Source organism: Xanthomonas euroxanthea (genome assembly GCF_900476395.1).
Taxonomy (GTDB): domain Bacteria; phylum Pseudomonadota; class Gammaproteobacteria; order Xanthomonadales; family Xanthomonadaceae; genus Xanthomonas; species Xanthomonas euroxanthea.
In genome coordinates, this window is sequence record NZ_UIHB01000001.1 from 246,231 (window position 1) to 271,476 (window position 25,246).

Consider the following 25,246-nt stretch of genomic DNA (forward strand, 5'->3'; position numbering starts at 1 on the left):
GCTTCCTGTCGGGGCGCGGGGAGGGTGCGCCAAGCAGCACGCGTACGCCGCAGCCGGCGCCGGCGGCAGTGTTCGGCGGTGTGATGCAGCGGCAGCGATAAACCCGGCCGCGCGCACCAGAGGGTTCCATGGCGATGGCTTCCTCTGCGACGCGGACCCAGGCACCCTGGTCGGCCTCATTCCCGCGGAGACTCCTGCATGCGCCTGACCAGCAACAGCATCGAAAACGGCAAGCCGATCGCGGTGGAATTTGCCGCCGGAACGCCCGAGGGCTTTGCGCCCAACCGCAACCCGCACCTGGCCTGGAGCGAGGTGCCGGCCGGCACGCGCTCGTTTGCGCTGCTGTGCCTGGACCCGGATGTGCCGACCGTGCCGGAAACCGTGGGCCGCGACGACGTACAGATCCCGGTCGATCAGCCACGCACCGATTTTGTGCATTGGGCGATGGCCGATATCCCCGCCGACGTGCATGCGATCGCCGCGGGCAGCTGCAGCGACGGCTTCGTGCCCAAGGGCAAGCAGCAGCCGGCCGGCCCGGCCGGGGCGCGCCAGGGCCTGAATTCGTATACCCAGTGGTTTGCCGGCAATGCCGACATGGCCGGCAATTACCTGGGCTACGACGGCCCGTACCCGCCGTTCAACGACCTGCGGGTGCACCGCTATTTCTTCCGCGTGTTCGCGCTGGACGTAGCGCAGCTCAGCCTGCCTGAGACCTTCACCGCCGCCGATGTGCTGTCGGCAATCCAGGGCCACGTGCTGGCCGAGGCAGCCCTGCACGGCACCTACACGCTGAATCCGGCGCTGCGCTAAGTGCAGATCACCACCACTGCACGGCCACCAGGCCGCGCGGTGGTGGTGACAGGGAAGCTGCAAGCGCCGCAACCGTGATGTCAGGGCGATCAGCACGTGCGTCACCCGGGCGCCTCAAGCAGAGCAGGCTGTCGCTTCCGAAGCGCCAATTGCATAACGGTCACGCAACACTTCGCCGCCTCCCGCCTCCCGCCTCCCGCCTCCCGCCTCCCGCTTCACCAATTCCCAATTCCCAATTCCCAATTCACGAACTACCCACTCGCCTCGATCATCTGCTCCAGCACGTACACCGGCGCAGCGTCCGTGCCCGCGGCGGCCGGGTAGCGGGTGACGCGCAGCAGGGTGCGGATGCCCGCCTCGTGCTCGAAGCCTTCGATGCTGCCATCGAAGGGCTGCCAGGCGTGGGTCGCGGGCTGTCCATCGGCGCCTTGTTCGCGCAGTTGCAGGCAGTGGCGTGCCGGGTCGGACCGACAGGGCACGGTGTCGGCGGCCACTTCGATCAGCAGCGTCTGGCCGGGGCCGCCATGGCGGGTGTCTGCCGTGGCGACACCGTCGAAAACCAGCCGGGTGCCGTCGCTGCGGGTCAGGGTCAGTTGCGGCGTGGTCTGCGCGGTGTTCAGCGCCACCGCGAAGCGACCGGACAGCAGCTCGCTGGCGGCGCGTTCCTGGGCCATCCGCCGCGGTTGCGCACACAGGCGTTTGCTCGACACCACCCGGCCGATCTGCAGGTGCGCCTGCGCCACGCTGTAATCGGCGCCCAATGCATTGCAGGTCTGGCTGACCTGGATGCGTTGATCGCGAAAATCCAGCTGCAAGGGCGCGGTGCCGGCGACGAACAGGCTGCGCAAGGCGGTGCCGTGCGCGTCGCTGGCCTGCTGCAGCTGCCAGTGTTGCGCCTGCAGGGCGGCCTGCAGCGGGGCATTGGCGGCAGCCGCTGCGGCCAACGCGGCCGACTCGGCGGCAGCAGTGTCGGCACCGGACCCGGGCAGCTCCGGCGCGGCGCCCGACCCGCAGGCCGTCACGCCCGCTGCCAGCAGTGCAGGGGCAAACAACACGGCACGCATGCGGCGGCTCCCGGTGATCGATGCGTCAGTGATACCGCCACCGCGCGGCCAGGGCAATGACGCAAGTCACTGCCCGGCCATGTGCCTCGCATGCCGCGCCGGCTCACCCGGCACGACAGGCGACCGCGTGGCCGTTTCAGGCCAGCGCCGGCAGCCACAGCAGCAGGGCCGCGCCCAGCACGATGCGGTAGACCGCAAACACCGTGAAGCGGTGCTTCTTGATGTAGCCCAGCAACCACTTCACCACCACAAAGCCGGTGATGGTCGCCGCCACGAAGGCCACGGCCACATCGGCCCAGTTCTCGCTGCCGAAGCCGCCTTCCTTGTACATCTCCAGCAGGGCATACCCGCTGGCCGCGAACATGGTCGGGATGCCCACCATGAACACGAAATCTGCCGCCGCCGAGCGCTTGCTCAGGCCCAGCAGCATCGCCAGGAAGATCGCCGAGGCCGAGCGCGAGGTGCCGGGGAACACGCCGGCCACCACCTGCGCCAGCCCCACCGCGATGGCCACCTTCCAGGTGACCACATCGCGCTCGGGCAGCTTGCTGGCGAAGTGCTCGGCCACCAGCATCCACAGCCCGCCGATCAGCAGCGCCCAGGCCACCGGATGCACGGTTTCCGGCAGCTGCCAGCCGGCCTTGCGCACGATCAGGCCCACCACCGCAGTCACCATGAAGGCCACGCCGACCTTGAGCACGTAGTCGCGATTGGCGCGCTCGCCCAGGCCGGTGGCCAGGGTCCACAGCTTCTGCCGCAGTGCCAGGCAGATCGCCAGGATCGCGCCGGCCTGGATGACGATGTTGAAGAAGTCAGAACGGCGTCCGAGCCATTGTTCGGCGATCAGCAGGTGGCCGGTGCTGGAGATCGGCAGGAATTCGGTGAGGCCTTCGAGAATGCCCAACAGCAGGGCGGAAATCAGATCGGACATCGGACTGGAGAGGGGATGGGGGAGGTGTCAGGATAGTGCATTGCGGCACGCACCATATCGGTGCAACATGCGATTGGTTAGCACCTTAAGAGTGCTATCGCTGCGTCAGCGGCCTCAAGCGAAGCAAGCAAAATCAACGACTTGTGAAGGGCCAGCGCTTGGCATGGTCCCTGCTGTAGCTCCGCCCACGAGCCACTTAACTCTGCAGAGGTTTCTTCCGATGTCCGTGGAAAATGTTGAAAAGCTGATCAAGGACAACAAGGTCGAGTTTGTCGACCTGCGCTTCGTCGATATGCGTGGTGTACAGCAGCACATCACCTTTCCGGCCAACATCATCGAGCCGGCGCTGTTCGAAGAAGGCAAGATGTTCGACGGCAGCTCGATCGCGGGTTGGAAGGGCATCAACGAGTCGGACATGGTCCTGCTCCCGGACGCCGGCACTGCGTATCTGGATCCGTTCTTCGCCGATCCGACCATCGTGCTGACCTGCGACATCCTCGATCCGGCCACCATGCAGAGCTATGAGCGCGATCCGCGCGGCATCGCCAAGCGCGCCGAGGCCTACCTGAAGTCCTCGGGCACCGCCGACCAGGCGTTCTTCGGCCCGGAGCCGGAATTCTTCATCTTCGATTCGGTGCGCTTTGCCAACGACATGGGCCACACCTTCTTCCAGGTCGGCTCGGAAGAGGCTGCCTGGAACACCGGCGCCAAGTACGACGGCGGCAACAGCGGCTACCGTCCGGGCGTGAAGGGTGGCTACTTCCCGGTGCCGCCGACCGACACGCTGCACGACCTGCGCGCGGAAATGATCAAGACGCTGGAACAGGTCGGCATCGAGACCGAAGTGCACCACCACGAAGTGGCCACCGCCGGCCAGTGCGAGATCGGCACCAAGTTCAGCTCGCTGGTGCAGAAGGCCGACGAACTGCTGACGATGAAGTACATCATCAAGAACGTCGCCTACCGCAACGGCAAGACCGCGACCTTCATGCCCAAGCCCATCGTGGGCGACAACGGCTCGGGCATGCACGTGCACCAGTCGCTGACCAAGGGCGGCGTCAACCTGTTCTCCGGCGACGGCTACGGCGGCCTGTCGCAGATGGCGCTGTGGTACATCGGCGGCATCTTCAAGCACGCGCGTGCGATCAACGCCTTCTCCAACTCCGGCACCAACAGCTACAAGCGTCTGGTCCCGGGTTATGAGGCACCGGTGATGCTGGCCTATTCGGCCCGCAACCGCTCGGCCTCGTGCCGCATTCCGTGGGTCACCAACCCGAAGGCGCGCCGTATCGAAATGCGCTTCCCCGATCCGTTGCAGTCCGGCTACCTGACCTTCACCGCGCTGATGATGGCCGGCCTGGACGGCATCAAGAACCAGATCGACCCGGGCGCCCCGAGCGACAAGGACCTGTACGACCTGCCGCCGGAAGAAGAGAAGCTGATCCCGCAGGTTTGCTCCAGCCTGGACCAGGCACTGGAAGCGCTGGACAAGGACCGCGAGTTCCTCAAGGCCGGCGGCGTGATGAGCGACGACTTCATCGACGGCTACATCGCGCTGAAGATGCAGGAAGTCACCAAGTTCCGTGCTGCGACCCACCCGTTGGAGTACCAGCTGTACTACGGCAACTGAGTTCCACCGCGGTGATGGCGGAGGCCCCCCTCCCACCTCCGCCATCGCCGCACACGTTCGATCGGTCCACGGCATCGGCCGTGGATCGTAGGGGATTGAGAGAGCACACAGTTCGCGACGCGCGGGCCTGACCTCTCCCACGAGGCGGATGCATCGGCATCGGCCGAGGTCTGCGTAATCGCGAACGCGCGGATGCCGGGGTTGGCATCCAGGTGAATGACACCGCCGGGCGGCGCAATGCCGGCCGGTCTTTTCCACCATTCGGGGTATGCGCATGAAATTGATCACCGCCATCATCCGGCCGTTCAAGCTCGACGAGGTCCGCGAGGCCCTGTCCGCAGCAGGCGTGTCGGGCATCACCGTGACCGAGGTCAAGGGGTTTGGACGCCAGAAGGGCCACACCGAGCTATACCGCGGCGCCGAGTACGTCGTCGACTTCCTGCCCAAGATCAAGATCGAGACGGTGGTGACCGACGACCGGCTGGACGCAGTGGTCGAGGCGATCCAGAACGCCGCCGGCACCGGCAAGATCGGCGACGGCAAGATCTTCGTGACCGCGATCGAGCAAGTCGTGCGCATCCGCACCGGCGAGATCGGCGCCGATGCGCTCTGAATCCCCCACCCCCGGAGTTCTTATGAAGACAGCTCTCTTTGCCGGGTGGAAGGCCCGGTTCTACAGTGTCTGCATGCTGATGCTGTTCAGCGCGCTGGTGGTGGGCGGCATGGGCAGTGCGCACGCGCAGTCCACGCCGCAGGTCACCCCGCTGCCGACCGAGCCGGTCACCACCGAACCGCTGCCGTCGGCGCAGCCGCCCGCCGCACCGGTGGCCGCCGCCGAGGCCGCACCGGTGGTGGAGAAGGGCGATGTCGCCTGGATGCTGACCTCCACGCTGCTGGTGCTGCTGATGGTGGTGCCGGGCCTGGCGTTGTTCTACGGCGGCATGGTGCGCGCCAAGAACGTGTTGTCGGTGCTGATCCAGGTCGCGGTGGTGTTCTCGCTGCTGACCATCCTGTGGGTGGTGTACGGCTACAGCCTGGCGTTCTCCGGCGAAGGCCCGTGGATCGGCAACCTGGACAAGGCGCTGCTCAAGGGCGTGACCATCGAAACGCTGGCGGCCACCTTCACCAAGGGTGTCAGCCTGCCGGAATACGTGTTCGTGGCGTTCCAGGCGACCTTCGCCGGCATCACCGGCGCGCTGATCGTTGGCGCCTTTGCCGAGCGAGCCAAGTTCGCCGCGGTGCTGCTGTTCTCGGTGATCTGGTTCACCTTCGGCTACCTGCCGCTGGCGCACATGGTCTGGGCCACCGGCGGCTACCTGTTCGGCCTGGGCGCGCTGGATTTTGCCGGCGGCACCGTGGTGCATATCAACGCCGGTATCGCCGGCCTGGTCGGCGCCTACTTCGTCGGCAAGCGTGCCGGCCTGGGGCGTGAGGCGATCAAGCCGCACAACGTGACCCTGACCTTCGTCGGTGCCTCGCTGCTGTGGGTGGGCTGGTTCGGCTTCAACGCCGGCTCCAACCTGGAAGCCAATGCCGGTGCGGCGCTGGCCTTCCTCAACACCTTGCTGGCCACCGCCGCTGCCATCCTGGGCTGGTCGCTGACCGAGAAGATCATCAAGGGCAAGTCGTCCGCCCTGGGCGTGGCCTCGGGCATGGTCGCCGGTCTGGTCGGCATCACCCCGGCCTGCGGCACGGTGGGTCCGTTCGGCGCGATCGTCATCGGCCTGGCTGCCGGCGTGCTGTGCGTGTGGGGCGTCACCGGCCTCAAGCGCCTGCTGGGCGCCGACGACAGCCTGGACGTGTTCGGCGTGCACGGCCTGGGCGGCATCATCGGCGCGATCCTGACCGGCGTGTTCTCGGCCGCTTCGCTGGGCGGCCAGAAGGGCGGCGATTACGACATGCTGCATCAGGTCGGCATCCAGGCGCTGGGCGTGGGTATCACCCTGGTCTGGATCGGCGTGGTCTCGGTGGTGGGCTTCCTGGTCGCCAAGCTGGTGTTCGGCCTGCGCGTCACCGAAGAAGCCGAGCGCGAGGGCCTGGATATCACCTCGCACGGCGAAGCGGCATACGAGTCCTGAGCATGCACACCCGCGGCCACGCTGCCGCGGGTGGCGCAACGACCCGGCCGGGAGAGCCGTGCCGGGTCCGTTTTTCCCCGTTGCCGCGCTGGCGGCGGACCAACTGCCGAGGTGCCTGCATGACCAGCCCCACGCCTGTGACGGTCGGCGCGGATGCCCGCTGGATCGGTGCAACCTGCCGCCGTCCGGCCCGAATTCCTTCAACGCATGCTGCGTGTTGCGCGACACACGCGCAGGCCGGGCGTGCTTGCACTAAATTGGTGCAATGCTGATGCCATCGCTCCTGCCGTCGCTGGACAGCCTGGGCACACCGGTGGCCTGGGCCGACCGCGAAGGCCGCGTGCTGGGCGTCAATCCGGCTTTCGCGCGCTGGCTCGGGGTCAGTGCGCGGCGCCTGGTCGATCAACCGCTGGCCGCTCTGGAGGTGCAGGGCGATGCGCTCGCCCGCTTCCTGCTCAACGACGAGCGCGACGTGTTGCGCCTGCACCGGCTGGCATTGGGCCTGCCCAATGACGCACCGCGTTTTGCCGAAGGCTGGCTGTCGCGGCTGGACGATGGCGGCTGGCTGCTGGAAACCCACCCGGTCGACGAGTTTCCCGCGCTGGATCCCACCCATGCGCTGCCCAATGCCCTGAGCGCCGCGCTCAAGGGCCTGGCGCACGAACTGCGCAATCCGCTGGCCGGGCTCAAGGGCGCGGCGCAGTTGCTGGCGCGGCGCTCGGCCGGCCGCGACGAGGACGAGCGCGAGCTGATCGAGTTGATCGGCACCGAGATCGAACGCCTCAACACCCTGCTCGAACGCCTGCTCTCGCCCACACCGGCGCGCCCGCACGACCGCCTCAATATCCATGTCGTGCTCGAACGCGTGCTGCGCCTGGCCGAAGCCGAGGGCGGCTGGTCGGTGCAGGTGCAGCGTGATTACGACCCCAGCATTCCCGACATCCTCGGCGACGGCGACCGCCTGACCCAGGCGGTGTGGAATCTGGTACGCAACGCGTTCCAGGCCGGCGCCACCCGCGTGACCCTGCGCACCCGCGTCGAGCACGGCCAGCGCATCCGCGACCGCGTGCATGCGATGTCGCTACGGCTGGAAATCATCGACGATGGCGGCGGCGTGCCGGAAGAACTGGCCGAGCACCTGTTCCTGCCGCTGGTCAGCGGGCGCGCCGAAGGCAGCGGCCTGGGCCTGGCGCTGGCCCAGCAGGTCTCGCGCGAACACCACGGCACGCTGACCTACCGCTCGCGGCCGGGGCATACCGTTTTCACCCTGCTGTTGCCCGAGCTGGCCGGCGACCACGACAAGGAACATCTGCATGGCTGAGGCCGCCGCCGCTTCCCACCACATCTGGGTGGTCGACGACGACCGTTCGGTCCGCTTCGTGCTGTCCACCGCCTTGCGCGATGCCGGCTACGCCGTCGACGGCTTCGAGAGTGCCGCCGCCGCATTGCAGGCGCTGGCCATGCGGCCGACCCCGGATCTGTTGTTCACCGACGTGCGCATGCCCGGCGAGGATGGCCTGAGCCTGCTCGACAAGCTCAAGTCCAGGCACCCGCAGCTGCCGGTCATCGTGATGTCGGCCTACACCGATGTCGCCAGCACCGCCGGCGCCTTCCGCGGCGGCGCGCACGAGTTCCTGTCCAAGCCCTTCGATCTGGACGATGCGGTGGCACTGGCCGCACGCGCGCTGCCGGATGCCGACGCCGGTGTCGAGGAGATCATCGGGACCCCATTGGCGGAAGGCTCGGCGGCGCTGATCGGCGACACCCCGGCGATGCAGGCGCTGTTCCGCGCGATCGGCCGGCTGGCGCAGGCACCGCTGTCGGTGCTGATCAACGGCGAAACCGGCACCGGCAAGGAACTGGTCGCGCGCGCGCTGCACAACGAGTCGCCGCGCGCGCGCAAACCCTTCGTCGCGCTCAACACCGCCGCCATTCCGGCGGAGCTGCTGGAAAGCGAGTTGTTCGGCCACGAAACCGGCGCCTTCACCGGCGCCACCAAACGCCATATCGGCCGCTTCGAACAGGCCGACGGCGGCACGCTGTTCCTGGACGAAATCGGCGACATGCCGCTGCCGCTGCAGACCCGCTTGCTGCGCGTACTGGCCGAGAACGAATTCTTCCGTGTCGGCGGGCGCGAGTTGATTCGCGTCGATGTGCGCGTGATTGCCGCCACCCACCAGGACCTGGAGGCGCTGGTCGAACAAGGCCGCTTCCGGGCCGACCTGTTGCATCGCCTGGATGTGGTGCGCCTGCAATTGCCGCCGCTGCGCGAGCGCCGCGGCGACATCGCGCAACTGGCCGAGAACTTCCTGGCCATGGCCGGGCGCAAGCTCGACATGCTGCCCAAGCGACTGTCTTCGGCCGCACTGGAACAACTGCGCCACTACGACTGGCCCGGCAACGTGCGCGAACTGGAGAACGTGTGCTGGCGCCTGGCCGCGTTGTCCACTGCCGACATCATCGACGTGGTCGATGTGGAATCGGCGCTGGCACGCGGCGGCCGCCGCCAGCGTGCCGGCCGCGGCGACGGGCAATGGGACGAGATGCTCTCCAGCTGGGCCGCGCAACGCCTGAGCGAAGGCGCCCAGGGCCTGCATGCCGAAGCGCGCGAACGCCTGGACAAGACCCTGCTCGAAGCCGCCCTGCAACTGACCCAGGGCCGCCGCGCCGAAGCGGCCGCACGCCTGGGTCTGGGCCGCAACACCGTCACCCGCAAGCTCGGGCCGGGGCGCAAGCGCCGCTGATTGGCCCACACCCGGAGTCGAGCCCCTCTCCCGCAGGCGGGAGAGGGGGCGCCTGCGAAAAGCCGTACTGCGCGCGCAGGTGGTCGAGCCAAGCAGCGAACCAGGCAGGATTGACGCGCATCACGGCGGCAAGCGGGGATGAACTCGCCGTTTTTCGCTCGCACGTGCCACCGCCTCGATTATCTGGCGGCGCACGACGCCCCCATCCGCCCTTCGGGCACCTTCCCCCGCACGCGGGAGAAGGGAAGGCACGCGAGCAAGGTCAAACACGCGGGAAAGGGAAGGCACGCGCGCAAGGTCAAACACACGGGAAAAGGCAAGGCAGGTGACAAAAGGCAAGGCAGGCAGGAAAAGGCGAGGCAGGCAGGCAGGCAGGCAGGCAGGCAAGGCAGGCATGAGTCCTCGCAGTCGAGCCCCTCTCCCGCCTGCGGGAGAGGGGTTGGGGTGAGGGTGCTTTTTGCACATGTCCCGGCTCGCGACACCAACCCCGTAAACTCCTGGGCTGCCCCAGGCGCTTTTCATGACACGTGAACATGCGCCCGCATAGGTTTCCAGCCTGATCAGGAGAACAGCTCGATGCGTTACCGGTCGCCCACGATCGTTGCCCTCACCGCGCTGGCGCTTGCCGCCTGCAGCAGCACGCCACCGCCGCCACCGCCTCCACCCCCGGCGGCGCGCGTGGTGCCGGTCCGTCCGGTCCAGCAGGCCGAAGCGGCGCTGGCATCGGCGTCGGGCAGCCTGGTCAGCGGTCGGGTGGTGCTGGTGCCGGCGTTGCAGGGCATCCGCATCACCGGCACGGTCGGTGGCCTGCGCCCCGGCGGCGTGGCCGGTTTCCACGTGCACGAACGCGGCGATTGCAGCGCCGCCGACGCCAGCAGCGCCGGCGCGCACTTCAATCCCGCCGGTGCGCCGCACGGACGTGCCGGCAGTACTCCCCACCACGCCGGCGACATGGACAACCTGCGTGCCGATGCCGAAGGTGTCGCGCATCTGGACATGATCGTTGCCGGCATCACCCTGGGCGATGCCGCGCCCACCGACGTGGTCGGCAAGTCGCTGGTCGTGCATGCCGATGCCGACGACTATCGCAGCCAACCCAGCGGCAATGCCGGCGCACGTCTGGCCTGCGGCGTCATCCGCGTCACCCAGTGGCGCACACCCCCTTCGCAGCCCTGAGTCGGGGCACCCCTGGCTGCAGCTGCGGCCTCTCTACAGGAGTTACTCATGCGCATTCTTCCAACCACCTTGTTCCTGGCCACCGCGCTGGTGCTGACCGCGTGCAAGCGCGATGAGCCCGCCCCGGCCGATCCTGCACCCGCGCCGCAGGCCGGCGCACCGGCCGAAGCGGCGCATGGCGGCGAGCACGCCGCGGCCATGGTCACCGAAGCGGCGGCCACCACCACCGCAACCGCCGAACTCAAGCCGACCAAGGGCAGCGAGGTCAAAGGGACGGTGAGCTTCAAGATCGTCGACGGCGCGCTGCGTGTCACCGGCCAGCTCAGTGGCCTCAAGCCCGACAGCGAGCATGGCTTCCATATCCACGAGAAGGGCGATTGCAGCGCACCGGACGGCAGCAGTGCCGGTGGCCACTTCAATCCGGCCCAATCCGATCACGGCGCCGTCAGTGCCGACCCGCACCACGGCGGCGACATGCCCAACATCAAGGCCGATGCGCAGGGCAATGCCAGCATCGATGGCCCGGTGTCGAGCAACGTCAATCTCGGCAAGGCCGACCAGTTCGACATCGCCGGCCACGCGGTGATCGTGCATGCCGATGCCGACGACTACAAGACCCAGCCCACCGGCAACGCCGGCGGTCGCCTGGCCTGCGGCGTGATCACCACCGACAACGCGCCAGCGGCAACCAAGTAAGCAGGACACGCCAGCAGCCCGGCAAAACGCCGCGGTGATCGATCACCGCGGCGTTGCTGTTTTTGGGCCGCACTGGGAGCGATTCGCTCATGTGTGTGCGGGCGCATGGCGCCTCCGGCATGCCGCGCATCGCGCGTTGCATGGGGCCTGTCGGTACGCATCGAGATGTCGCTACGGACCGATCCGGGCGCGCTGTGCAGGCAGCTGACGTTGACGCCGGCACCAGATCGGCGGCATCACCGGCTCAGTAATTCGGCCACAGCCCCGGCGTTGCCAGTTCCAGCAGATGCTCATCCGGGTCGCGGAAATAGAGGCTCTGCCCGCCGCCCGGCCACTGCGTGCGGCCTTCGATGGGCACGTTGCAGGCCTGCAGGTGTGCTTCCCATGCGGCGAGTGCATCGGTAGCGATGGCCAGTGCGTAATGCGTGCGCCCGCTGCCATCATGCGGCGGAATCGTGCCGCCCGGCAGCGTCACTGTCGCAGTTGTACTGCCTTGCAGGAACAGCAACAGCACCTGCCCGGGCGCGATTGCGTATGCGGCCATGCGTGCGTCGCAATACATCGCGTCCACTCCCAGCACGCGGGCGTAGAACGCACAGGCGCGCTGCAGATCCGCCACATACACGCCGGTTTCCAGGACGCCCTGCAACGCAGGCGCCGTGGAAGCCGGCGTCCGGCTCACGCGGCCAGCGCCTGGCGCGGATCCTGCCCCGGTTCCACATGCACGTACAGCACCGGCAGCCCGTGGGCTTCCAGCACTGCGGCCATCTGCCGCTGGCGCGACAGGTACTGCTCATACACCCCGCGCAGGCGCTCGCAATGCTCGCGGTCGTGCTGGTAGTAATCGCACCAGCCGGCCGGGTCGAACAGCGCGATGCGCACTTCGCCGTCGACATAGCGCAGCACCGGCTCGGGCGGCTGTTCCAGCCACTCTTCGGTGTGCGGGGCCAGCAGGGCGGCTTCGATCAGCGGCCATAGCGGCGCCAGGCCCTGGTTGTCGTACTGCATCGACATCATCGCCGCCAGGTCGTGCGCGGTGAGGTAACGCGCATGCTCGATGCGTGCACCGAAGCTTTCCTGCGCCAGCAGCGCGGTATCGGCCTGCGCCATGCCCTGGGCCAGCAGCACCTCTTCCATCGCATCGGCCACCGTCGCCACGGTCTGCGGATCGCCGGACAGCAGGAACGGCAGCACGCGCAGGCCGCCGCCGATCAGCTGCGGGTCGGCCTGGAAGGGCAAGGGGATCTCGCCCTGCGCGTCGGCACCAAACGCCAGCACGCGCGGGCTCTGGTCGCGCCCGGGCGCACGTGCATGCAGCTCGTCCAGCCGGCGATGCAGCGGCCAGCCGGGCCGCAGTACTTCGGCCGGGTCGAAATGCGCCATTGCCACGCTGAGCTCGAGCTCGCGGATTTCGGGGATCCATTGCGCCAGGTCGCGGCCGATGCGTTCGGCCAGCATGCCGGCCTGGTCCGGCGCCAGGGCGCCGCGCTCGGGGGCGGTGCCGCCCGTCAATTCCAGCGCCATCACACCCATGGCGGTCACGCCGTGTTCGGTCTTGCTCATGATTCGCGGTTGGCCCATCACGGGGTCGAAGCTACACTGCGGCCATTATGCCTGCCGGCCCTGTGCAGGCCATGTCCCCGAGTCCTCCATGCCAGGTCAACCGATGCCCGCAGCCCGTCCCGTCGCCATCCTGGGCGGCGTTCGTATCCCGTTCTGTCGTCAGAACACCGCTTATGCGGACGTGGGCAACCTGGGCATGTCGGTGCGCACGCTGGGCGCGCTGGTCGAGCGCTTCGGGCTGCATGGGCAGCAATTGGGCGAAGTGGCGATGGGGGCGGTGATCAAGCACTCCTCGGACTGGAACCTGGCCCGCGAGGCGGCGCTGTCGTCCGGGCTGTCGCCGCTGACGCCGGGCATCACCCTGCAGCGCGCCTGCGGCACCAGCCTGGATTCGGTGATCACCATCGCCAACAAGATCGCGCTGGGCCAGATCGATTCGGGCATCGGCGGCGGCTCGGACACCACCTCGGAAGTGCCGATCGTCTACGGCAAGAAGCTGCGCGCGCGGCTGATGGCCGCCAACCGCGCCAAGGCCACCGGCGACAAGCTCAAGGCGCTGCTGCGTGGCTTCAAGTTCGGCGAGCTCAAGCCCGAATTCCCCGGCGTGGCCGAGCCGCGCACCGGCAAGAGCATGGGCGACCATTGCGAGGACATGGCCAAGGAATGGAACATCTCGCGCGATTCGCAGGACGAATGGGCGGTGTCCTCGCACCACAAGCTGGCCGCCGCCTATGAGCGCGGTTTCTTCGACACGCTGATCGCGCCGTTCCGCGGCGTCTCGCGCGACAACATCCTGCGCGCCGACACCTCGCTGGAAAAGCTGGCCACGCTGCGCCCGGCCTTCGACAAGACCTCCGGCCGCGGCACGCTGACCGCGGCCAACTCCACCCCGCTCACCGACGGTGCGGCCGCGGTGCTGTTGTCCAGCGAAGCCTGGGCGCTGGCGCACGGCCACACCCCGATGGCCTATCTGCGCGATGCGCAGGTGTCGGCGGTGGATTTCGTGCATGGCGAAGGCCTGTTGATGGCGCCCACCATTGCTGTGCCGCAGATGCTGGCGCGCCAGGGCCTGACCCTGCAGGACTTCGACATCTACGAAATCCACGAGGCCTTCGCCGCGCAGGTGCTGTGCACGCTGCGCGCCTGGGAAAGCGAGGATTACTGCCGCAATCGCCTGGGGCTGGAAGCGCCGCTTGGGCGTATCGACCCGGACAAGATCAACCCGCTGGGCTCGTCGCTGGCCACCGGCCACCCCTTCGCCGCCACCGGTGCACGCGTGGTGGCAACGGCCGCCAAGCAACTGGAAGAACGCGGCGGCGGGCGGGCGTTGATCTCGATCTGCACCGCCGGCGGCATGGGCGTGGTGGCCATCGTCGAGCGCTGACGCTGCTGCGCAGCGTGGGATTGGGCATTCGGGAGTGGGGATTCGCAAGCATGAAGCGGACTCCTGATTTTACGAATCCCCACTCCCCAACCTCCAACCTGCAAGGACGCATGGATGTCGAACGTTGATGCACGCGAACCACCCACGCTCTACCTGCCTCCGGCGCACGGTGCCGTGTGGCGCGAGGGCGATGTGCTGGTGTGCACGCCGGGCGCCGACCTGCCGCCACGTTGCGTCAAGTGCAATGCGCCGGCCGACACTTCGCCGCGCCGCTACATCTTCCACTGGCATCATCCGGCGATCTATCTGGCGCTGCTGATGGGCGTACTGCCGTATCTGATCCTGGCCCTGGTGCTGCGCAAGCGCAGCGCGCATGTGGTGACCTTGTGCCTGCAGCATGAGCGGCGCCGGGTGCGCTATGCCGTCATCACCAGAGCGTCGGTCTTGCCATTGCTGGCAGGTGGTCTGGTGCTGGATGGCGCGATCGGCTGGCTGGCCGGCGCTGGCGTGATGGCGGTCATGCTGTTGATCGGCAGACTGGGGTCGCGTGTCTTGTCGCCGCACTCGGTCGACGACGCGCAGTCGCGTTTCCTGGGCGCCTGCGATGCGTTCTTGCACGAGTTGCCGGCGCCACCCCGGCGCGCACGCGATTGGTAATTTGTGGCGGTGCGCCTGCACACGCCTTCAGAGCGGTTGTGCGTCGCGCTCCTGCAGATCTCCCGGCCAGCCGGTAAACCTGCGTGGCGGTTCTCGCGTTTGTCCGCGCAGCGTTGCCGCAGCGATCAGACCCCAGCGATCAAGGCAGGCGATCGTCCGGTGCGAGCGGGTCGGCCGGCGGCGTTGGGTATGCCGATACGATCGGCCCGCGCAGCGACTGCTGCGGCAGGCCCTCGTGCACCGGCTCGCCGCGTGCGGCGCGCAGGGCATTGGCGTAGCAATGCTGTGCGGACAGCAGGTCGCCCGCGGCGGCAAAGCCGTGGCCGAGTTCTTCCCAGGCCTCGCTGCCCGCGCCATTGGCGACCGCGCGATGCAGGAACTCTTCGGCCTGCGACCACTGCTGCTGGTGCCGCGCCAGACGCGCCAGGGTCAGCAACAGGCCAGGGCTGTCCGGGTACTGGGTCAGCCAACGCTGGGCACTGGCGCGGCGTGAATCGTATTTTTCCAATGGCAGCACGCCGTACAGACGCACCAGCGATTCGTCCCACTGCGCGTCCAGCGCCTGTTCCAGGCTATGCACCGCCGCATCGTCCCAGTGCAGCACCGCCGCGCGCTGTGCGTAGGCGCCCACCACCGCGGGATAGGTGCGCAGCGGTTTGGGCAGCGCTTCCCAGCGTTCGGCCAGGGCATTGGCATCGCCGGCCTGCAACAGCGTCTGCTCGGCCAGCGTGGCTTCCAGTGCGCTGTAGGCCTCCGGTGCCAGCACCGCCTGCTGACGCAATGCGCCGAGCTGACCGTAGGCCTCGTCGGCACGGCCGATTTGCGCCAGGGCGTGCGTGCGCAGCAGCAGGCCGCGCGCCGGCAGTGGCTGCGCGCTGGCATGATCGAGCGCGTTGATCGCCTCGACCGGGCGTTGCCGCGCCAGATGCCGCTCGCCCTGCAGCAGCGCATGCGCGGTGGGGTCGCGCTCGGCCAATTGCTGGGCCAGTGCGTTTGCCGACGCCTCATCGCCGCGGGCATCGGCAACGCGCACTGCACTGGCCAGGGCGATGCCGCTGACGTCGGCATCCTCGCTGGCGTTGACGAGCAGGCGCTCGGCACGCTGCCACTGGCCATGATCGGCTGCGCGCAGGCCTTCGATCAGGCGGGCGCGGCCTTTCTTGCGGCGATACTTGCCCCAGACCCGGAACGGCAGGCTGACCAGCGTCCACACCAGCCACAGCACCAGCAGCGCGATGACCAGGATCAGCAACGCCTGCGGCATGGCGGCGCGATAGTCGTTGCCGCCGACGCTCACCACCACATTGCCCAGATCGTAACTGGTCTGATGCGAGAGCCATTGCGCACCGAGCACGCCCAGCGCCACGGCAACCAACAGGATCAAGACGGTACGCAACACTTTCATTGGGTGGATCTCCCTTCACGCATGGCCTGCAGTTGCAGCAGGGTGGTGCCCAGTTCCGGCAGGTGCGGACGCAGTGGCGCTTGTTGCAGTGCGCGCAAACGCGTACGCGCCTGGCGACGTTGTGGCGAATCCGGCCATAGCCGGGTGGTCCAGGTATCCACGCGCCGTAGTGATTGCGCAAAACCGGCGGCATCGCCGCGCTCGGCCGCGGCGCGGGCCAGGCTGACTTCGATCTGCAGGGCGTCGCGCGCGGCGTGGCGGTCGGCGCCGGTGGTCAGCAGCGCATCGCCACGGCTGGGACGGATGTCCACCAGCGGCGCGAGCGCTTTCTGCCACCACGGTCGCGCGGCCTCGCTGTCGGTGGCGGTCTGCTCGGGCAGGCGCTGCAGGTCGCCGGCCAACTGATCCAGCGTTTGACCAGCCTGCGCCTGCGGACCGGCGCCCAGGCGATCCAGGGCGTCGCGTTCCTGCACCAGCGCCTGGCGCAGATTGAGATAGCCGGGATCGTCGACGCCATTGAGTGCGGCATTGGCCAGCGCATAGGCACGGCGCGCGCCATCGGCATCGCCGGCGATGCTCAGCCGCTGCTGGCCAAGCCGCAGCAGCAGCTCCACCTCATCCAGCCGCAGCGCCTGTGCACCATGGCGGTTGGGATCGGCGAGCTTTTGCACGGTTTCCTCGAGCAGGGCGCTGCGCTGGCTCAGGCCAAGCATCTCGTCGCGCAGCACGCGGTTGGTGGCTGCCGCATCCGCCAGGCGTTCGTTGGCCAGGCGTTGGTCACGGCGCAGCATCTCCAGCATCTGCTGTGCGCCATCCCAGCGCTGTTGCTGCGCCTGGGCGGCCTGCAGCTGCGTGCCTTGGTAGTCCCGCCACGCGCGCCAACCGAACAACAGCGCCACGCCCACGGCGGCCAGCGCGAGGACGAGCAGCAGCCATGCCAGGGGAAAGCGTCGCGTGGAAGCGGGCAGTTCGGTCATTCGTCCATCCTCGCGCGGTCACGACGGGTGCAGGTGCCGCCATCATCTGCCACAGCATGGCGTGCAGCGGCAGACACCCGCAAGCCGTGCTGGCGTTCGAAGTTCAGCAAGGTCGCGATGGTGTCACGATCGCGGCGGCAGCCGCAGCCAATTGCTCAGGCAAGGGCCCTGCGGCGCGCACCACCTGATGGAAGCCGGCGGCGTGTGCGGATTCCCGCATGCGTTCGCTGGACGCCACCACCGGGCGTTGCCGCAACGCGTCGATCAGCGATGTCGGCAATTGCTGCAGCACCAACGTCAGCGCCTCGGCACTGCTCAGCGCCAAGACACATCCCGGCAGCGCATCGGCCAGCGCCTGCACTGACGAGGCGCGCAGGCGCAGCGCCACGCGTTGATAGACATCGGCGCGCAGGATGCGGGCGCCACGCTGCTCCAGGGCCGGCGCCAGCATGCCGCGCCCCCCGGGGGCGGTGATCAGCCCGACGGCCTGTAGCGGTTGCCGGAACAACGGCAACGCGAGCAGGCCCTCGCTGTCCATGCGCGTCGGACGTATCACCGTGTCGATGCCGCAGGCCTGCAGCGCGCGCGCGGTGCCATCGCCCACGCTGACCCAGTGCGCCTGCGCCGGCCGTTGCAGCGGCGCCAGGCGATGCGCCGCATGCACCGCGGCCGGGCTGGTGAACACCGCGATCGGCGCGTGCAAGGCTTGCCGCAATGCGGCCAGTGCCTGTGGGGTGTGGTTGGTCTGCAGCCGCCACGGCGACAGTGCCAGCAACCGTCCGCCGTGCCGCGCGGCGGCGCGCCGCAGCGGCGCGTGCGCACCGCTGGGCCGCAGCGAGATCAAGGTCCAGGCGTCGGCAGCGTGGGCGGGAGATGTCATCCAGTGATTATGCGAGAGCGGTGAGGCATCGGGGCAGCTGTCGCGCGTTGCGGTGGCGCCGACGACGCGTTGATCCTGGCGCGTTGTCCGGCCTTGCGTGCCTGCCCGCCGCGATGCCTGCGTTTCTGCGGCCAGAACCTCGTCCCCGGGTCTGTGCCACTGATCGCTTCCGCCCACGCTCCGCCACGACAATCGAGCTGGAGTGGCGCCGTGATCAAGTCCTATCTCATCAACATGCAGCGCAGCGGTGACCGCCTGCAGGCGATGGCGACGCGGTTCCAGGCGCTGGGCCTGCCGTTCGAGCGGATTGCCGCGGTCGATGGCGCCACCCTGACGCCTGCGCAGATTGCCGACTTCGCACGCGCGCGGCCGCTGGAAGGCTCCGGGGATGCCTTCAGCACCGGCCCGCGCAAGTGGACCGCCTCCAATATCGGCTGCTTCCTGAGCCATCAGGCCGCGTGGCGCATCGCAGCCGACTCCGACGACGCCTACACCGCGATCTTCGAAGACGACATGCATCTGTCCGACGCGCTGCCGGTGCTGCTGCGCAGCAGCGCGTGGCTGCCGGGCGGCAACAGCATCGTGCGGCTGGAGCCGTCCTACAACCGCATCAAGCTCGACGCCAAGGTCGCCGAAGTCGGCGGGCGGCAGCTGCGCCTGGTGCGTCCCTCGCCCCATCAACACTGCTGGCCGGTCTGCGCCGGGGCGTTGCTCCTCAGCCGCGAGGCGGCGCGCCTGCTGCTGGCGGCCGATGTGCGCTGGCACACCATGGCCGACATCTTCCTGTTCGGCTGGAACGAATCGCCGGTCGCACAGCAACTGTCTACCTATCAGCTGTCGCCGGCCGCGTGCATCCAGGACAAGTTCTTCCACGCCGCTCCGGAGCAGATCGTGTTCACCAGCACCATCGATGCGCCGTTGACGCAGGCGCAGAAGCAGCGCAGTGCGCAGTGGAAGGCCAGGGCCACCGCGTTGCTGCGGGTGGCGCAGGGCTACCGCAAGGTCGTGTTCGCGCCCTGAGCGGCGCGCTAACGAAGGCGTGCAACGAGACGGCGCTGAACGTGTTCTACCATGCGGTACCGCATGTCATTCCAGTGCACAAGACGCTCGCGGAACATTGCGGCATGATGCCGGCCTTCGCCGTCTTCCAGCCTTTGCCGATGACTCCTTCGTGCACGCTCGCATCCGCCCTGCAGTCGCTGCAGCAACAGTTCATCGCCATGCCGCCGGTCCTGTCGATGGGCATTGCCGTGGACGGTTTGCATGACGGCGCGTTGCGCTTGCGTGCGCCGCTGCAGGCCAACGTCAACGACAAGGCCAATGCGTTCGGCGGCAGCCTGGCGTCGTTGATGACGCTGGCCAGCTGGGGCTGGCTGACGCTGCAGCTGCAACTGGCCGGGCACAGTGCCGATGTCTACGTGGCCGACAGCCAGCTGCGCTACGTCGCCCCGGTCTACGAAGACCTGGTGGCCAATGCCGAGCCGTCCGAACTCGGCAGCTGGGAGGCGTTCCTGGCGACCTTCCGGCAGCGCGGCAAGGCGCGCATCGGCATGCGTGCGCAGATCGCGCTGGGTTCCGGCGCGGCGGCCGCCACCTTGAGCGGGCGCTTCGTGGCGTTTCCAAAACGGTAGGATGCGCGCTGGACTTGGGGGAATGCGCATGCGTGCAGTGATCGGGGCAATGCTGTTGCTCGGGCTGACGATGGTCAGCGGGGTGGTGTCTGCCGGCAGCCGTGCCCAGGCACGCGCGCTGGAAACCACCCAGGCCGCCTACACGGCCGCCGTGCGCTGGAGCGATTTCGATGCCGCGCAGGGCTTTGTCGAACCGACCTATGCCCAGGCGCATCCGCTCAGCGACCTGGAACGCTCGCGCTACGAGCAGGTGCAGATCTCCGGCTACCGCGAGCTGCGGGTGGGCGAAGACGTCAACGGCGACCTGCGCCGCGAGGTCGAGCTGCGGGTGATCAACCGCAATACCCAGGCCGAACGGCTGGTGCGCAGCATCGAGCTGTGGCGCTGGGACGCCGAGCGCAAACGCTGGTGGCTGGCCAGCGGCCTGCCCGATCTGTGGCAGGGCCAATAGCCTGTGCCAAGGGCGCTGGCCGGCGCGCGCGCCAGCTGTGCGACAATTCCCGCCCGCTTGACTGACCCTGACCCCGTGAATTTCGAAGAGCTGCAGGCCTTTGTCGGCCGCAACCCCATGTTGTCGCTGGCCCTGGTGGGCCTGACCATCGCCCTGATCGTCACCGAGGTCGCGCGCCTGTTCCGTGGGTACCGCGCACTTAAGCCGGCCGAGCTGACCCGCCTGATCAACAGCGAGAACGCGCTGGTGATCGACCTGTCGCCCACCGCCGACTTCGAAAAAGGCCACATCGCCGGCAGCCGCAACGTGGCGCTGGCCAAGTTCGACCCGGCCGGCAAGCTGCTCGCCAACGCCAAGGCATCGCCGGTGGTGGTGGTGTGCCGCAACGGCAATGCCTCCGCAGGCGCGGCCAAGACGCTGAAGAAAGCCGGTTTCGAGCAGGTCTACTGGCTCGAGGGCGGCGTGGCCGCCTGGCAGATCGCCGAGCTGCCGCTGGTCAAGGGCCGCGCCTGACCGCATCTTGTGAGGCGCCGGGCAAGTCCCCATTGCTGGCGTGAGAGACTTGCACTTTCACGTCTGCATCATTCAACGCTGCATCCACCGAACCGTTTCTGGAGTTAGGAATGTCCGACGAAATCATCAACGGCGCGGTTGCGCCCGCCGACGCCGCTGCTGGCCCCGCTTTCACCATCGAGAAGATTTACGTCAAGGACGTTTCCTTCGAATCGCCGAACGCGCCGGCTGTCTTCAATGACGCTAACCAGCCCGAGCTGCAGCTGAACCTCAACCAGAAGGTGCAGCGCCTCAACGACAACGCCTTCGAAGTCGTGCTGGCCGTGACCCTGACCTGCACCGCCGGTGGCAAGACCGCCTACGTGGCCGAAGTGCAGCAGGCCGGCGTGTTCGGCCTGGTCGGCCTGGAGCCGCAGGCGATCGACGTGCTGCTCGGCACCCAGTGCCCGAACATCCTGTTCCCGTACGTGCGCACGCTGGTCAGCGATCTGATCCAGGCCGGCGGCTTCCCGCCGTTCTACCTGCAGCCGATCAACTTCGAAGCGCTGTATGCAGAAACCCTGCGCCAGCGTTCGCAGGGCGAAGGCACCTCGCTGGCCGATTCCGAGCCGGCTGGCAACGCCTGAGCCTTGCGTGCGCCGATGAGCGATTCGACACAGAAGATCGCCGTTCTCGGCGCCGGCTCCTGGGGCACGGCCCTGGCCGCGCTGCTCGCCAGACACGGTCATCCGACCGTGCTCTGGGGACGCGATGCGGCGATGGTGGATGCCATCGACCGCCGTCATGAAAACGTACGCTATCTGCCGGGCATTGCCTTGCCCGACAGCCTGCGCGCGACCACCGACCTGCAGCTGGCCATTGCCGATGCCGGCTGGATCCTGGTCGTGGTGCCTTCGCATGCGTTCACCGAGACGATCCGGTTGATCGCACCGTTGCGTCCGGCCGGTGCCGGCGTGGCGTGGGCGACCAAGGGCTTCGAGCCCGGCTCCGGGCGGTTCCTGCACGAAGTGGCGCGCGACATCCTCGGCCCCAGCGTTCCGCTGGCCGTGGTGACCGGGCCGTCCTTCGCCAAGGAAGTCACGCTCGGCCTGCCGACCGCCATCACCGTGCACGGCGACGATGCGGCGTTTGCGCAGGTCGTGGCCGATGCCATGCATGGCCCCACCTTCCGTGCCTACACCGGCGATGACATGGTGGGTGCCGAGCTTGGTGGCGCGATGAAGAACGTGCTGGCCGTGGCCACCGGTGTGGCCGATGGCATGCAGCTGGGCCTCAACGCACGTGCCGGCCTGATCACGCGCGGCTTGAACGAGATGCTGCGGCTGGCGGCGGCGATCGGTGCGCGTCCGGAAACCTTGATGGGTCTGGCTGGCCTGGGCGACCTGGTGCTGACCTGCACCGGCGATCTGTCGCGCAACCGACGGCTGGGATTGGCACTGGGACGCGGGCAGAGCCTGAGCGATGCCATCCGCGAGATCGGCCAGGTGGTGGAATCGGTGCAGACCGCCGACGAAGTCATGCGCCAGGCCGAGCATCACGGCATCGAGCTGCCGATCTCCAACGCCGTGCGTGCGGTGCTGCATGGCGAGATCACCCCGGAAGCAGGCCTGAAGGAATTGCTGGCACGCGAGCGCAAGCCCGAATATCCGCAGACCTTGTTCACCTGATTGCGGCATGGCGCGTTGGCGCGCATTGCACGGACATCAACAAAAAGCCCGGCAATGCCGGGCTTTTTGTTGATGCGGATCGCAACGACTGGCGGGAAGACGAACAGCCTGAGCGCGAGGTTCCATGCGCCTGCAGGACCCGCATTACCCACCACCGCCGTGCAGCGATGCGCATCGTATCGCCAACCGATCGCCCAAAAGAAAGAAGCCCGGTCGGGGGACCGGGCTTCCAATGCAACGCGGGAGAGAGAGTCGCGTTGCAGTCAAACGTGCGGCTTACCAGCTGAAGCGCGGGCCGACCGACCATTCCTTGTTGCCGTCGCCATCCATGCGGATGTCGCCGTTGATGCCCCAGTTCTGGTTCAACTTGACCTGGGCGCCGAGGCGGCCGTAGAAGTTGTCGCCGATGTCGATGCCGCGCTTCTTGGAGAAGTCTTCGTAGCCAGCCAGGGCGTAGACTTCGAAGTGCTCGCCGAAGGCATTACGCAGGCCGGCTTCAACGCTGTAACCGTCGAAGCTGATGTTCGGGGTGTCCAGGTCCAGCTTGCGGTAGGCAACGCGGGCAATGAAGTCGGTGCTGGTGGCGATCTCCTGGTTGTAACCCACGCCGACGCCCCACTGCTGGAAGTCGGAGTTGGAGCTTTCGAACACGTTGTCGTTGTCGTCAGCGTTCTGCTTGCTGTAATCGCCGAACACGTGGAAGTTCGGAGCGACGGCGTAGGACGCCTTCACGCCCCAACCATCCGCATCGCGGCCTTCGGTCGGGGTGCGCACATAGTCGCCTTCGACGAAGTTGTAGGAGAGGTTTTCAGCAGCGGAGGCCGCAAACGGCAGGGCTGCGAGAAGGCCGAGGGCCAGCAGTGAATTCTTCATGATCGATACCTGTACTTATGGTTTGGGCCGGCGCTGAGGCGGATGCCGTTCGCTGCCGAGATGTAAATTCTCCGTTATTCGATGGAACGCGGCCTGAATTTTGAACTGACTGGTGCGTAAATCATCGCGCCCGGTTCAGCTGCGCTTCCTTGTCATCAAAACGCAATGCGCGCAGCGCACGTACAAAGCGTGATGCATTGGTGGTTACCTCGCGTCGATGTGACGCGCATGTCTAGAAGCAGCTGTTTTTCAGTGATGTTTGCCGCGTTTGCGGCCTGCAAGCACATTGTGCTGACGCCGTGGCTGGGAGCATGCCAGGCTTGTCGAACAAGCGTGGAGCTGCATCGTGGCGAAGAAAAAGACGTTGGCGCGGTTTCTGGCCGAGACGCTGCAGAGCGCGGGGGTGGAGCGGATCTGGGGGTTGACCGGCGACAGCCTCAACGGCCTGACCGATGCCCTGCGCGAGATGCAGACGATCGAGTGGATGCATGTGCGCCATGAAGAGGTGGCCGCGTTTGCCGCCGGCGCCGAGGCGGCGGTGACCGGCAAGCTGGCGGTCTGTGCGGGGAGCTGCGGGCCGGGCAACCTGCACCTGATCAACGGGCTGTTCGATTGCCATCGCAGCCGCCAGCCGGTGCTGGCGATCGCCGCGCATATTCCCTCGTCCGAGATCGGGCTGAACTATTTTCAGGAGACGCATCCGCAGGAACTGTTCCGCGAGTGCAGTCATTTCGTGGAGTTGGTGACCAATCCGGCGCAGCTCCCGGAAGTGCTGCACCGCGCGATGCGTGCGGCCATCCTGCAGCAAGGTGTGGCAGTGGTGGTGATCCCCGGCGATATCGCGCTGCTGGAAGTGGACAAGCACCTTCCCACGGCCTGGCCCCCACTGCGCCAGCCGCGCGTGCTGCCGGCCGCCGAAGATGTGCAGCAGCTGGCCGAACTGCTGCAGCACAGCGAAGCGGTCACGCTGCTGTGCGGCAGCGGTTGCGCGGGTGCGCACGATGCGGTGGTGGCATTGGCCGACACCCTGGGCGCGCCGATCGTGCATGCCTTACGCGGCAAGGAACATGTGGAGTGGGAGAACCCGTTCGATGTCGGCATGACCGGCCTGATCGGTTTCAGCTCCGGCTACCACGCGATGCTCAACTGCGACACCTTGATCATGCTGGGTACGGATTTCCCGTATCGGCAGTTCTACCCGAAGGACGCGACCATCGTGCAGGTGGATCGCGACCCGGGCGCGCTGGGACGGCGCACGCCATTGCAGCTGGGCATCGCAGCGGACGTAGGCGAAACCATCGCCGCCTTGCTGCCGCAGCTGCAGCGGCGCGAAAAACGCGACTTCCTGGACAAGTCGCTGGCGCACTATCGCGAGGCGCGCGAAGGGCTGGACGATCTGGCGGTGCCGGCCGATCCGGGCGAGCCGCTGCATCCGCAATTCGTGGCGCGCATGATCAGCCAGATCGCCGACCAGGATGCGGTGTTCACCTGCGATGTCGGCACGCCCACGGTGTGGGCCGCACGCTACCTGCGCATGAACGGACAACGCCGCTTGCTGGGTTCGTTCAACCACGGTTCGATGGCCAATGCGATGCCGCAGGCGCTGGGTGCACAGTCGGCATATCCGGGCCGTCAGGTGATTGCGCTGTCCGGTGATGGCGGCTTTGCAATGCTGATGGGCGATTTCATCTCGCTGGCGCAGCTGCGCCTGCCGGTGAAGATCGTGGTGTTCAACAATGCCTCGCTCGGCTTCGTGGCGATGGAGATGAAGGCTGCCGGCTATCTGGATACCGGCACCGAGCTGCGTAATCCGGACTTCGCTGCGATGAGCAATGCGATGGGCATCCTGGGTATCCGGGTCGATGAGTCCGCGCAACTGGAGCGCGCATTGCGGCAGGCCTTCGCGCATTCCGGCCCGGCGCTGGTGGATGTGCGCATCGCCACGCAGGAACTGGCAGTGCCGCCGGCCATCAAGCTGGAACAGGCCAAAGGCATGGGCCTGTATCTGCTCAAGGCAGTGATGAGCGGGCGCGGCGATGAAGTGATCGATCTGGTCAAGACCAACATGCGCTGACACAGTGGCAGCGCTCTGAAACTGCACGTCTTTACCGGACCC

24 protein-coding genes and 1 pseudogene are annotated in these 25,246 nt (G+C 67.5%); 17 read left to right on the forward strand and 8 right to left on the reverse strand.

The window, feature by feature from the left end:
* Window positions 1–198 precede the first annotated feature (198 nt).
* Window positions 199–810 (forward strand): YbhB/YbcL family Raf kinase inhibitor-like protein, encoded by a 612-nt coding sequence (locus CPBF1521_RS01005; RefSeq protein ID WP_115675622.1) that lies wholly within the window; start codon window positions 199–201, stop codon window positions 808–810.
* Between the two features lie 251 nt (window positions 811–1,061).
* Here CPBF1521_RS01005 and CPBF1521_RS01010 read toward each other — a convergent pair whose 3' ends face one another.
* Together CPBF1521_RS01010 and CPBF1521_RS01015 are read right to left on the reverse strand one after the other, a co-directional pair.
* Window positions 1,062–1,874, reverse strand: a complete 813-nt coding sequence (locus tag CPBF1521_RS01010; RefSeq protein ID WP_115675623.1) for an META domain-containing protein — start codon at window positions 1,872–1,874, stop codon at window positions 1,062–1,064.
* A gap of 136 nt (window positions 1,875–2,010) precedes the next feature.
* Entirely contained in the window at window positions 2,011–2,805 is a 795-nt protein-coding gene (locus CPBF1521_RS01015) for an undecaprenyl-diphosphate phosphatase (RefSeq protein WP_115675624.1), read from the reverse strand.
* Window positions 2,806–3,025: 220 nt separating this feature from the next.
* Here CPBF1521_RS01015 and glnA point away from each other — a divergent pair, with 220 nt between their 5' ends.
* The 7 genes from glnA to CPBF1521_RS01050 all read left to right on the forward strand — a co-directional run bounded on the left by glnA (window position 3,026) and on the right by CPBF1521_RS01050 (window position 11,129).
* Window positions 3,026–4,435: a type I glutamate--ammonia ligase gene (gene glnA, locus CPBF1521_RS01020; protein ID WP_006449210.1), complete on the forward strand. Its 1,410-nt coding sequence runs from the start codon at window positions 3,026–3,028 to the stop codon at window positions 4,433–4,435.
* 274 nt (window positions 4,436–4,709) lie between these two features.
* Complete coding sequence (locus tag CPBF1521_RS01025) at window positions 4,710–5,048, forward strand: P-II family nitrogen regulator (RefSeq protein ID WP_002808480.1); 339 nt, start codon at window positions 4,710–4,712, stop codon at window positions 5,046–5,048.
* A gap of 22 nt (window positions 5,049–5,070) precedes the next feature.
* Window positions 5,071–6,513, forward strand: coding sequence for an ammonium transporter (locus tag CPBF1521_RS01030; RefSeq protein ID WP_164739298.1), 1,443 nt, complete (start codon window positions 5,071–5,073; stop codon window positions 6,511–6,513).
* A 265-nt stretch (window positions 6,514–6,778) separates the two neighbouring features.
* A complete protein-coding gene (locus tag CPBF1521_RS01035) occupies window positions 6,779–7,834 on the forward strand; it encodes a two-component system sensor histidine kinase NtrB (protein ID WP_164739297.1) in 1,056 nt (351 codons plus the stop codon).
* A complete protein-coding gene (ntrC, locus tag CPBF1521_RS01040; RefSeq protein WP_104649633.1) occupies window positions 7,827–9,257 on the forward strand; it encodes a nitrogen regulation protein NR(I) in 1,431 nt (476 codons plus the stop codon). Before CPBF1521_RS01035 ends, ntrC begins: the two co-directional genes overlap by 8 nt.
* 576 nt (window positions 9,258–9,833) lie before the next feature.
* Window positions 9,834–10,433: a superoxide dismutase family protein gene (locus CPBF1521_RS01045; RefSeq protein ID WP_164739296.1), complete on the forward strand. Its 600-nt coding sequence runs from the start codon at window positions 9,834–9,836 to the stop codon at window positions 10,431–10,433.
* Window positions 10,434–10,481: 48 nt separating this feature from the next.
* Window positions 10,482–11,129 carry a superoxide dismutase family protein gene (locus tag CPBF1521_RS01050; protein WP_115675625.1) on the forward strand — a complete coding sequence of 216 codons (648 nt, stop codon included), beginning with the start codon at window positions 10,482–10,484 and terminating at the stop codon, window positions 11,127–11,129.
* Between the two features lie 244 nt (window positions 11,130–11,373).
* Here CPBF1521_RS01050 and CPBF1521_RS01055 read toward each other — a convergent pair whose 3' ends face one another.
* Window positions 11,374–11,811 carry a VOC family protein gene (locus tag CPBF1521_RS01055; protein ID WP_104585438.1) on the reverse strand — a complete coding sequence of 146 codons (438 nt, stop codon included), beginning with the start codon at window positions 11,809–11,811 and terminating at the stop codon, window positions 11,374–11,376.
* Window positions 11,808–12,692, reverse strand: a complete 885-nt coding sequence (locus CPBF1521_RS01060) for a hypothetical protein (RefSeq protein WP_180496849.1) — start codon at window positions 12,690–12,692, stop codon at window positions 11,808–11,810. Before CPBF1521_RS01060 ends, CPBF1521_RS01055 begins: the two co-directional genes overlap by 4 nt.
* An 88-nt stretch (window positions 12,693–12,780) precedes the next feature.
* Between CPBF1521_RS01060 and CPBF1521_RS01065 the strand changes: the two genes are divergently transcribed.
* A complete protein-coding gene (locus tag CPBF1521_RS01065) occupies window positions 12,781–14,076 on the forward strand; it encodes an acetyl-CoA C-acetyltransferase (protein WP_104649631.1) in 1,296 nt (431 codons plus the stop codon).
* A gap of 114 nt (window positions 14,077–14,190) precedes the next feature.
* Window positions 14,191–14,733 (forward strand): hypothetical protein, encoded by a 543-nt coding sequence (locus CPBF1521_RS01070; RefSeq protein WP_115675627.1) that lies wholly within the window; start codon window positions 14,191–14,193, stop codon window positions 14,731–14,733.
* A 139-nt stretch (window positions 14,734–14,872) separates the two neighbouring features.
* Here the strand turns inward: CPBF1521_RS01070 and CPBF1521_RS01075 are convergent, their stop codons facing one another.
* From CPBF1521_RS01075 to CPBF1521_RS01085, 3 genes and pseudogenes are all read right to left on the reverse strand, one after another.
* Window positions 14,873–16,138 (reverse strand): heme biosynthesis protein HemY, encoded by a 1,266-nt coding sequence (locus CPBF1521_RS01075; protein WP_104585430.1) that lies wholly within the window; start codon window positions 16,136–16,138, stop codon window positions 14,873–14,875.
* Window positions 16,135–17,115, reverse strand: coding sequence for a uroporphyrinogen-III C-methyltransferase (locus CPBF1521_RS01080; protein WP_115675628.1), 981 nt, complete (start codon window positions 17,113–17,115; stop codon window positions 16,135–16,137). Before CPBF1521_RS01080 ends, CPBF1521_RS01075 begins: the two co-directional genes overlap by 4 nt.
* A gap of 103 nt (window positions 17,116–17,218) precedes the next feature.
* Window positions 17,219–18,013 (reverse strand): annotated as a pseudogene (locus CPBF1521_RS01085) (uroporphyrinogen-III synthase); the annotation flags it as partial.
* Between the two features lie 192 nt (window positions 18,014–18,205).
* On the opposite strand from CPBF1521_RS01085, the gene CPBF1521_RS01090 reads away from it, so the two are divergent.
* The 6 genes from CPBF1521_RS01090 (at window position 18,206) to CPBF1521_RS01115 (ending at window position 22,257) form a co-directional block, all read left to right on the forward strand.
* Window positions 18,206–19,015, forward strand: a complete 810-nt coding sequence (locus tag CPBF1521_RS01090) for a glycosyltransferase family 25 protein (RefSeq protein ID WP_115675630.1) — start codon at window positions 18,206–18,208, stop codon at window positions 19,013–19,015.
* A gap of 140 nt (window positions 19,016–19,155) precedes the next feature.
* Entirely contained in the window at window positions 19,156–19,626 is a 471-nt protein-coding gene (locus CPBF1521_RS01095) for a YiiD C-terminal domain-containing protein (RefSeq protein ID WP_026064546.1), read from the forward strand.
* A gap of 28 nt (window positions 19,627–19,654) precedes the next feature.
* Window positions 19,655–20,077, forward strand: coding sequence for a hypothetical protein (locus CPBF1521_RS01100; protein ID WP_104649651.1), 423 nt, complete (start codon window positions 19,655–19,657; stop codon window positions 20,075–20,077).
* A 75-nt stretch (window positions 20,078–20,152) separates the two neighbouring features.
* Window positions 20,153–20,590: a rhodanese-like domain-containing protein gene (locus CPBF1521_RS01105; RefSeq protein WP_104585420.1), complete on the forward strand. Its 438-nt coding sequence runs from the start codon at window positions 20,153–20,155 to the stop codon at window positions 20,588–20,590.
* Between the two features lie 110 nt (window positions 20,591–20,700).
* Window positions 20,701–21,216, forward strand: a complete 516-nt coding sequence (gene secB, locus CPBF1521_RS01110; RefSeq protein ID WP_006451124.1) for a protein-export chaperone SecB — start codon at window positions 20,701–20,703, stop codon at window positions 21,214–21,216.
* Window positions 21,217–21,231: 15 nt separating this feature from the next.
* The gene (locus tag CPBF1521_RS01115; RefSeq protein WP_104585456.1) at window positions 21,232–22,257 is read left to right on the forward strand and encodes an NAD(P)H-dependent glycerol-3-phosphate dehydrogenase; all 1,026 of its coding nucleotides are present in this window, start codon (window positions 21,232–21,234) and stop codon (window positions 22,255–22,257) included.
* Window positions 22,258–22,533: 276 nt separating this feature from the next.
* Here CPBF1521_RS01115 and CPBF1521_RS01120 read toward each other — a convergent pair whose 3' ends face one another.
* A complete protein-coding gene (locus CPBF1521_RS01120; protein WP_104585418.1) occupies window positions 22,534–23,130 on the reverse strand; it encodes an OmpO family porin in 597 nt (198 codons plus the stop codon).
* A 364-nt stretch (window positions 23,131–23,494) separates the two neighbouring features.
* On the opposite strand from CPBF1521_RS01120, the gene poxB reads away from it, so the two are divergent.
* Window positions 23,495–25,204, forward strand: a complete 1,710-nt coding sequence (gene poxB / locus CPBF1521_RS01125) for a ubiquinone-dependent pyruvate dehydrogenase (protein ID WP_181901123.1) — start codon at window positions 23,495–23,497, stop codon at window positions 25,202–25,204.
* Window positions 25,205–25,246: the final 42 nt, after the last annotated feature.

Excerpts from the sequence above, each read along its gene's own strand:
- CPBF1521_RS01005 (WP_115675622.1), top strand. The coding sequence starts at position 199 with ATGCGCCTGACCAGCAACAGCATCGAAAACGGCAAGCCGATCGCGGTG.
- CPBF1521_RS01010 (WP_115675623.1), bottom strand. The coding sequence starts at position 1,874 with ATGCGTGCCGTGTTGTTTGCCCCTGCACTGCTGGCAGCGGGCGTGACG.
- CPBF1521_RS01015 (WP_115675624.1), bottom strand. The coding sequence starts at position 2,805 with ATGTCCGATCTGATTTCCGCCCTGCTGTTGGGCATTCTCGAAGGCCTC.
- glnA (WP_006449210.1), top strand. The coding sequence starts at position 3,026 with ATGTCCGTGGAAAATGTTGAAAAGCTGATCAAGGACAACAAGGTCGAG.
- CPBF1521_RS01025 (WP_002808480.1), top strand. The coding sequence starts at position 4,710 with ATGAAATTGATCACCGCCATCATCCGGCCGTTCAAGCTCGACGAGGTC.
- CPBF1521_RS01030 (WP_164739298.1), top strand. The coding sequence starts at position 5,071 with ATGAAGACAGCTCTCTTTGCCGGGTGGAAGGCCCGGTTCTACAGTGTC.
- CPBF1521_RS01035 (WP_164739297.1), top strand. The coding sequence starts at position 6,779 with ATGCTGATGCCATCGCTCCTGCCGTCGCTGGACAGCCTGGGCACACCG.
- ntrC (WP_104649633.1), top strand. The coding sequence starts at position 7,827 with ATGGCTGAGGCCGCCGCCGCTTCCCACCACATCTGGGTGGTCGACGAC.
- CPBF1521_RS01045 (WP_164739296.1), top strand. The coding sequence starts at position 9,834 with ATGCGTTACCGGTCGCCCACGATCGTTGCCCTCACCGCGCTGGCGCTT.
- CPBF1521_RS01050 (WP_115675625.1), top strand. The coding sequence starts at position 10,482 with ATGCGCATTCTTCCAACCACCTTGTTCCTGGCCACCGCGCTGGTGCTG.
- CPBF1521_RS01060 (WP_180496849.1), bottom strand. The coding sequence starts at position 12,692 with ATGAGCAAGACCGAACACGGCGTGACCGCCATGGGTGTGATGGCGCTG.
- CPBF1521_RS01065 (WP_104649631.1), top strand. The coding sequence starts at position 12,781 with ATGCCAGGTCAACCGATGCCCGCAGCCCGTCCCGTCGCCATCCTGGGC.
- CPBF1521_RS01070 (WP_115675627.1), top strand. The coding sequence starts at position 14,191 with ATGTCGAACGTTGATGCACGCGAACCACCCACGCTCTACCTGCCTCCG.
- CPBF1521_RS01075 (WP_104585430.1), bottom strand. The coding sequence starts at position 16,138 with ATGAAAGTGTTGCGTACCGTCTTGATCCTGTTGGTTGCCGTGGCGCTG.
- CPBF1521_RS01080 (WP_115675628.1), bottom strand. The coding sequence starts at position 17,115 with ATGACCGAACTGCCCGCTTCCACGCGACGCTTTCCCCTGGCATGGCTG.
- CPBF1521_RS01095 (WP_026064546.1), top strand. The coding sequence starts at position 19,156 with ATGACTCCTTCGTGCACGCTCGCATCCGCCCTGCAGTCGCTGCAGCAA.
- CPBF1521_RS01100 (WP_104649651.1), top strand. The coding sequence starts at position 19,655 with ATGCGTGCAGTGATCGGGGCAATGCTGTTGCTCGGGCTGACGATGGTC.
- secB (WP_006451124.1), top strand. The coding sequence starts at position 20,701 with ATGTCCGACGAAATCATCAACGGCGCGGTTGCGCCCGCCGACGCCGCT.
- CPBF1521_RS01115 (WP_104585456.1), top strand. The coding sequence starts at position 21,232 with ATGAGCGATTCGACACAGAAGATCGCCGTTCTCGGCGCCGGCTCCTGG.
- CPBF1521_RS01120 (WP_104585418.1), bottom strand. The coding sequence starts at position 23,130 with ATGAAGAATTCACTGCTGGCCCTCGGCCTTCTCGCAGCCCTGCCGTTT.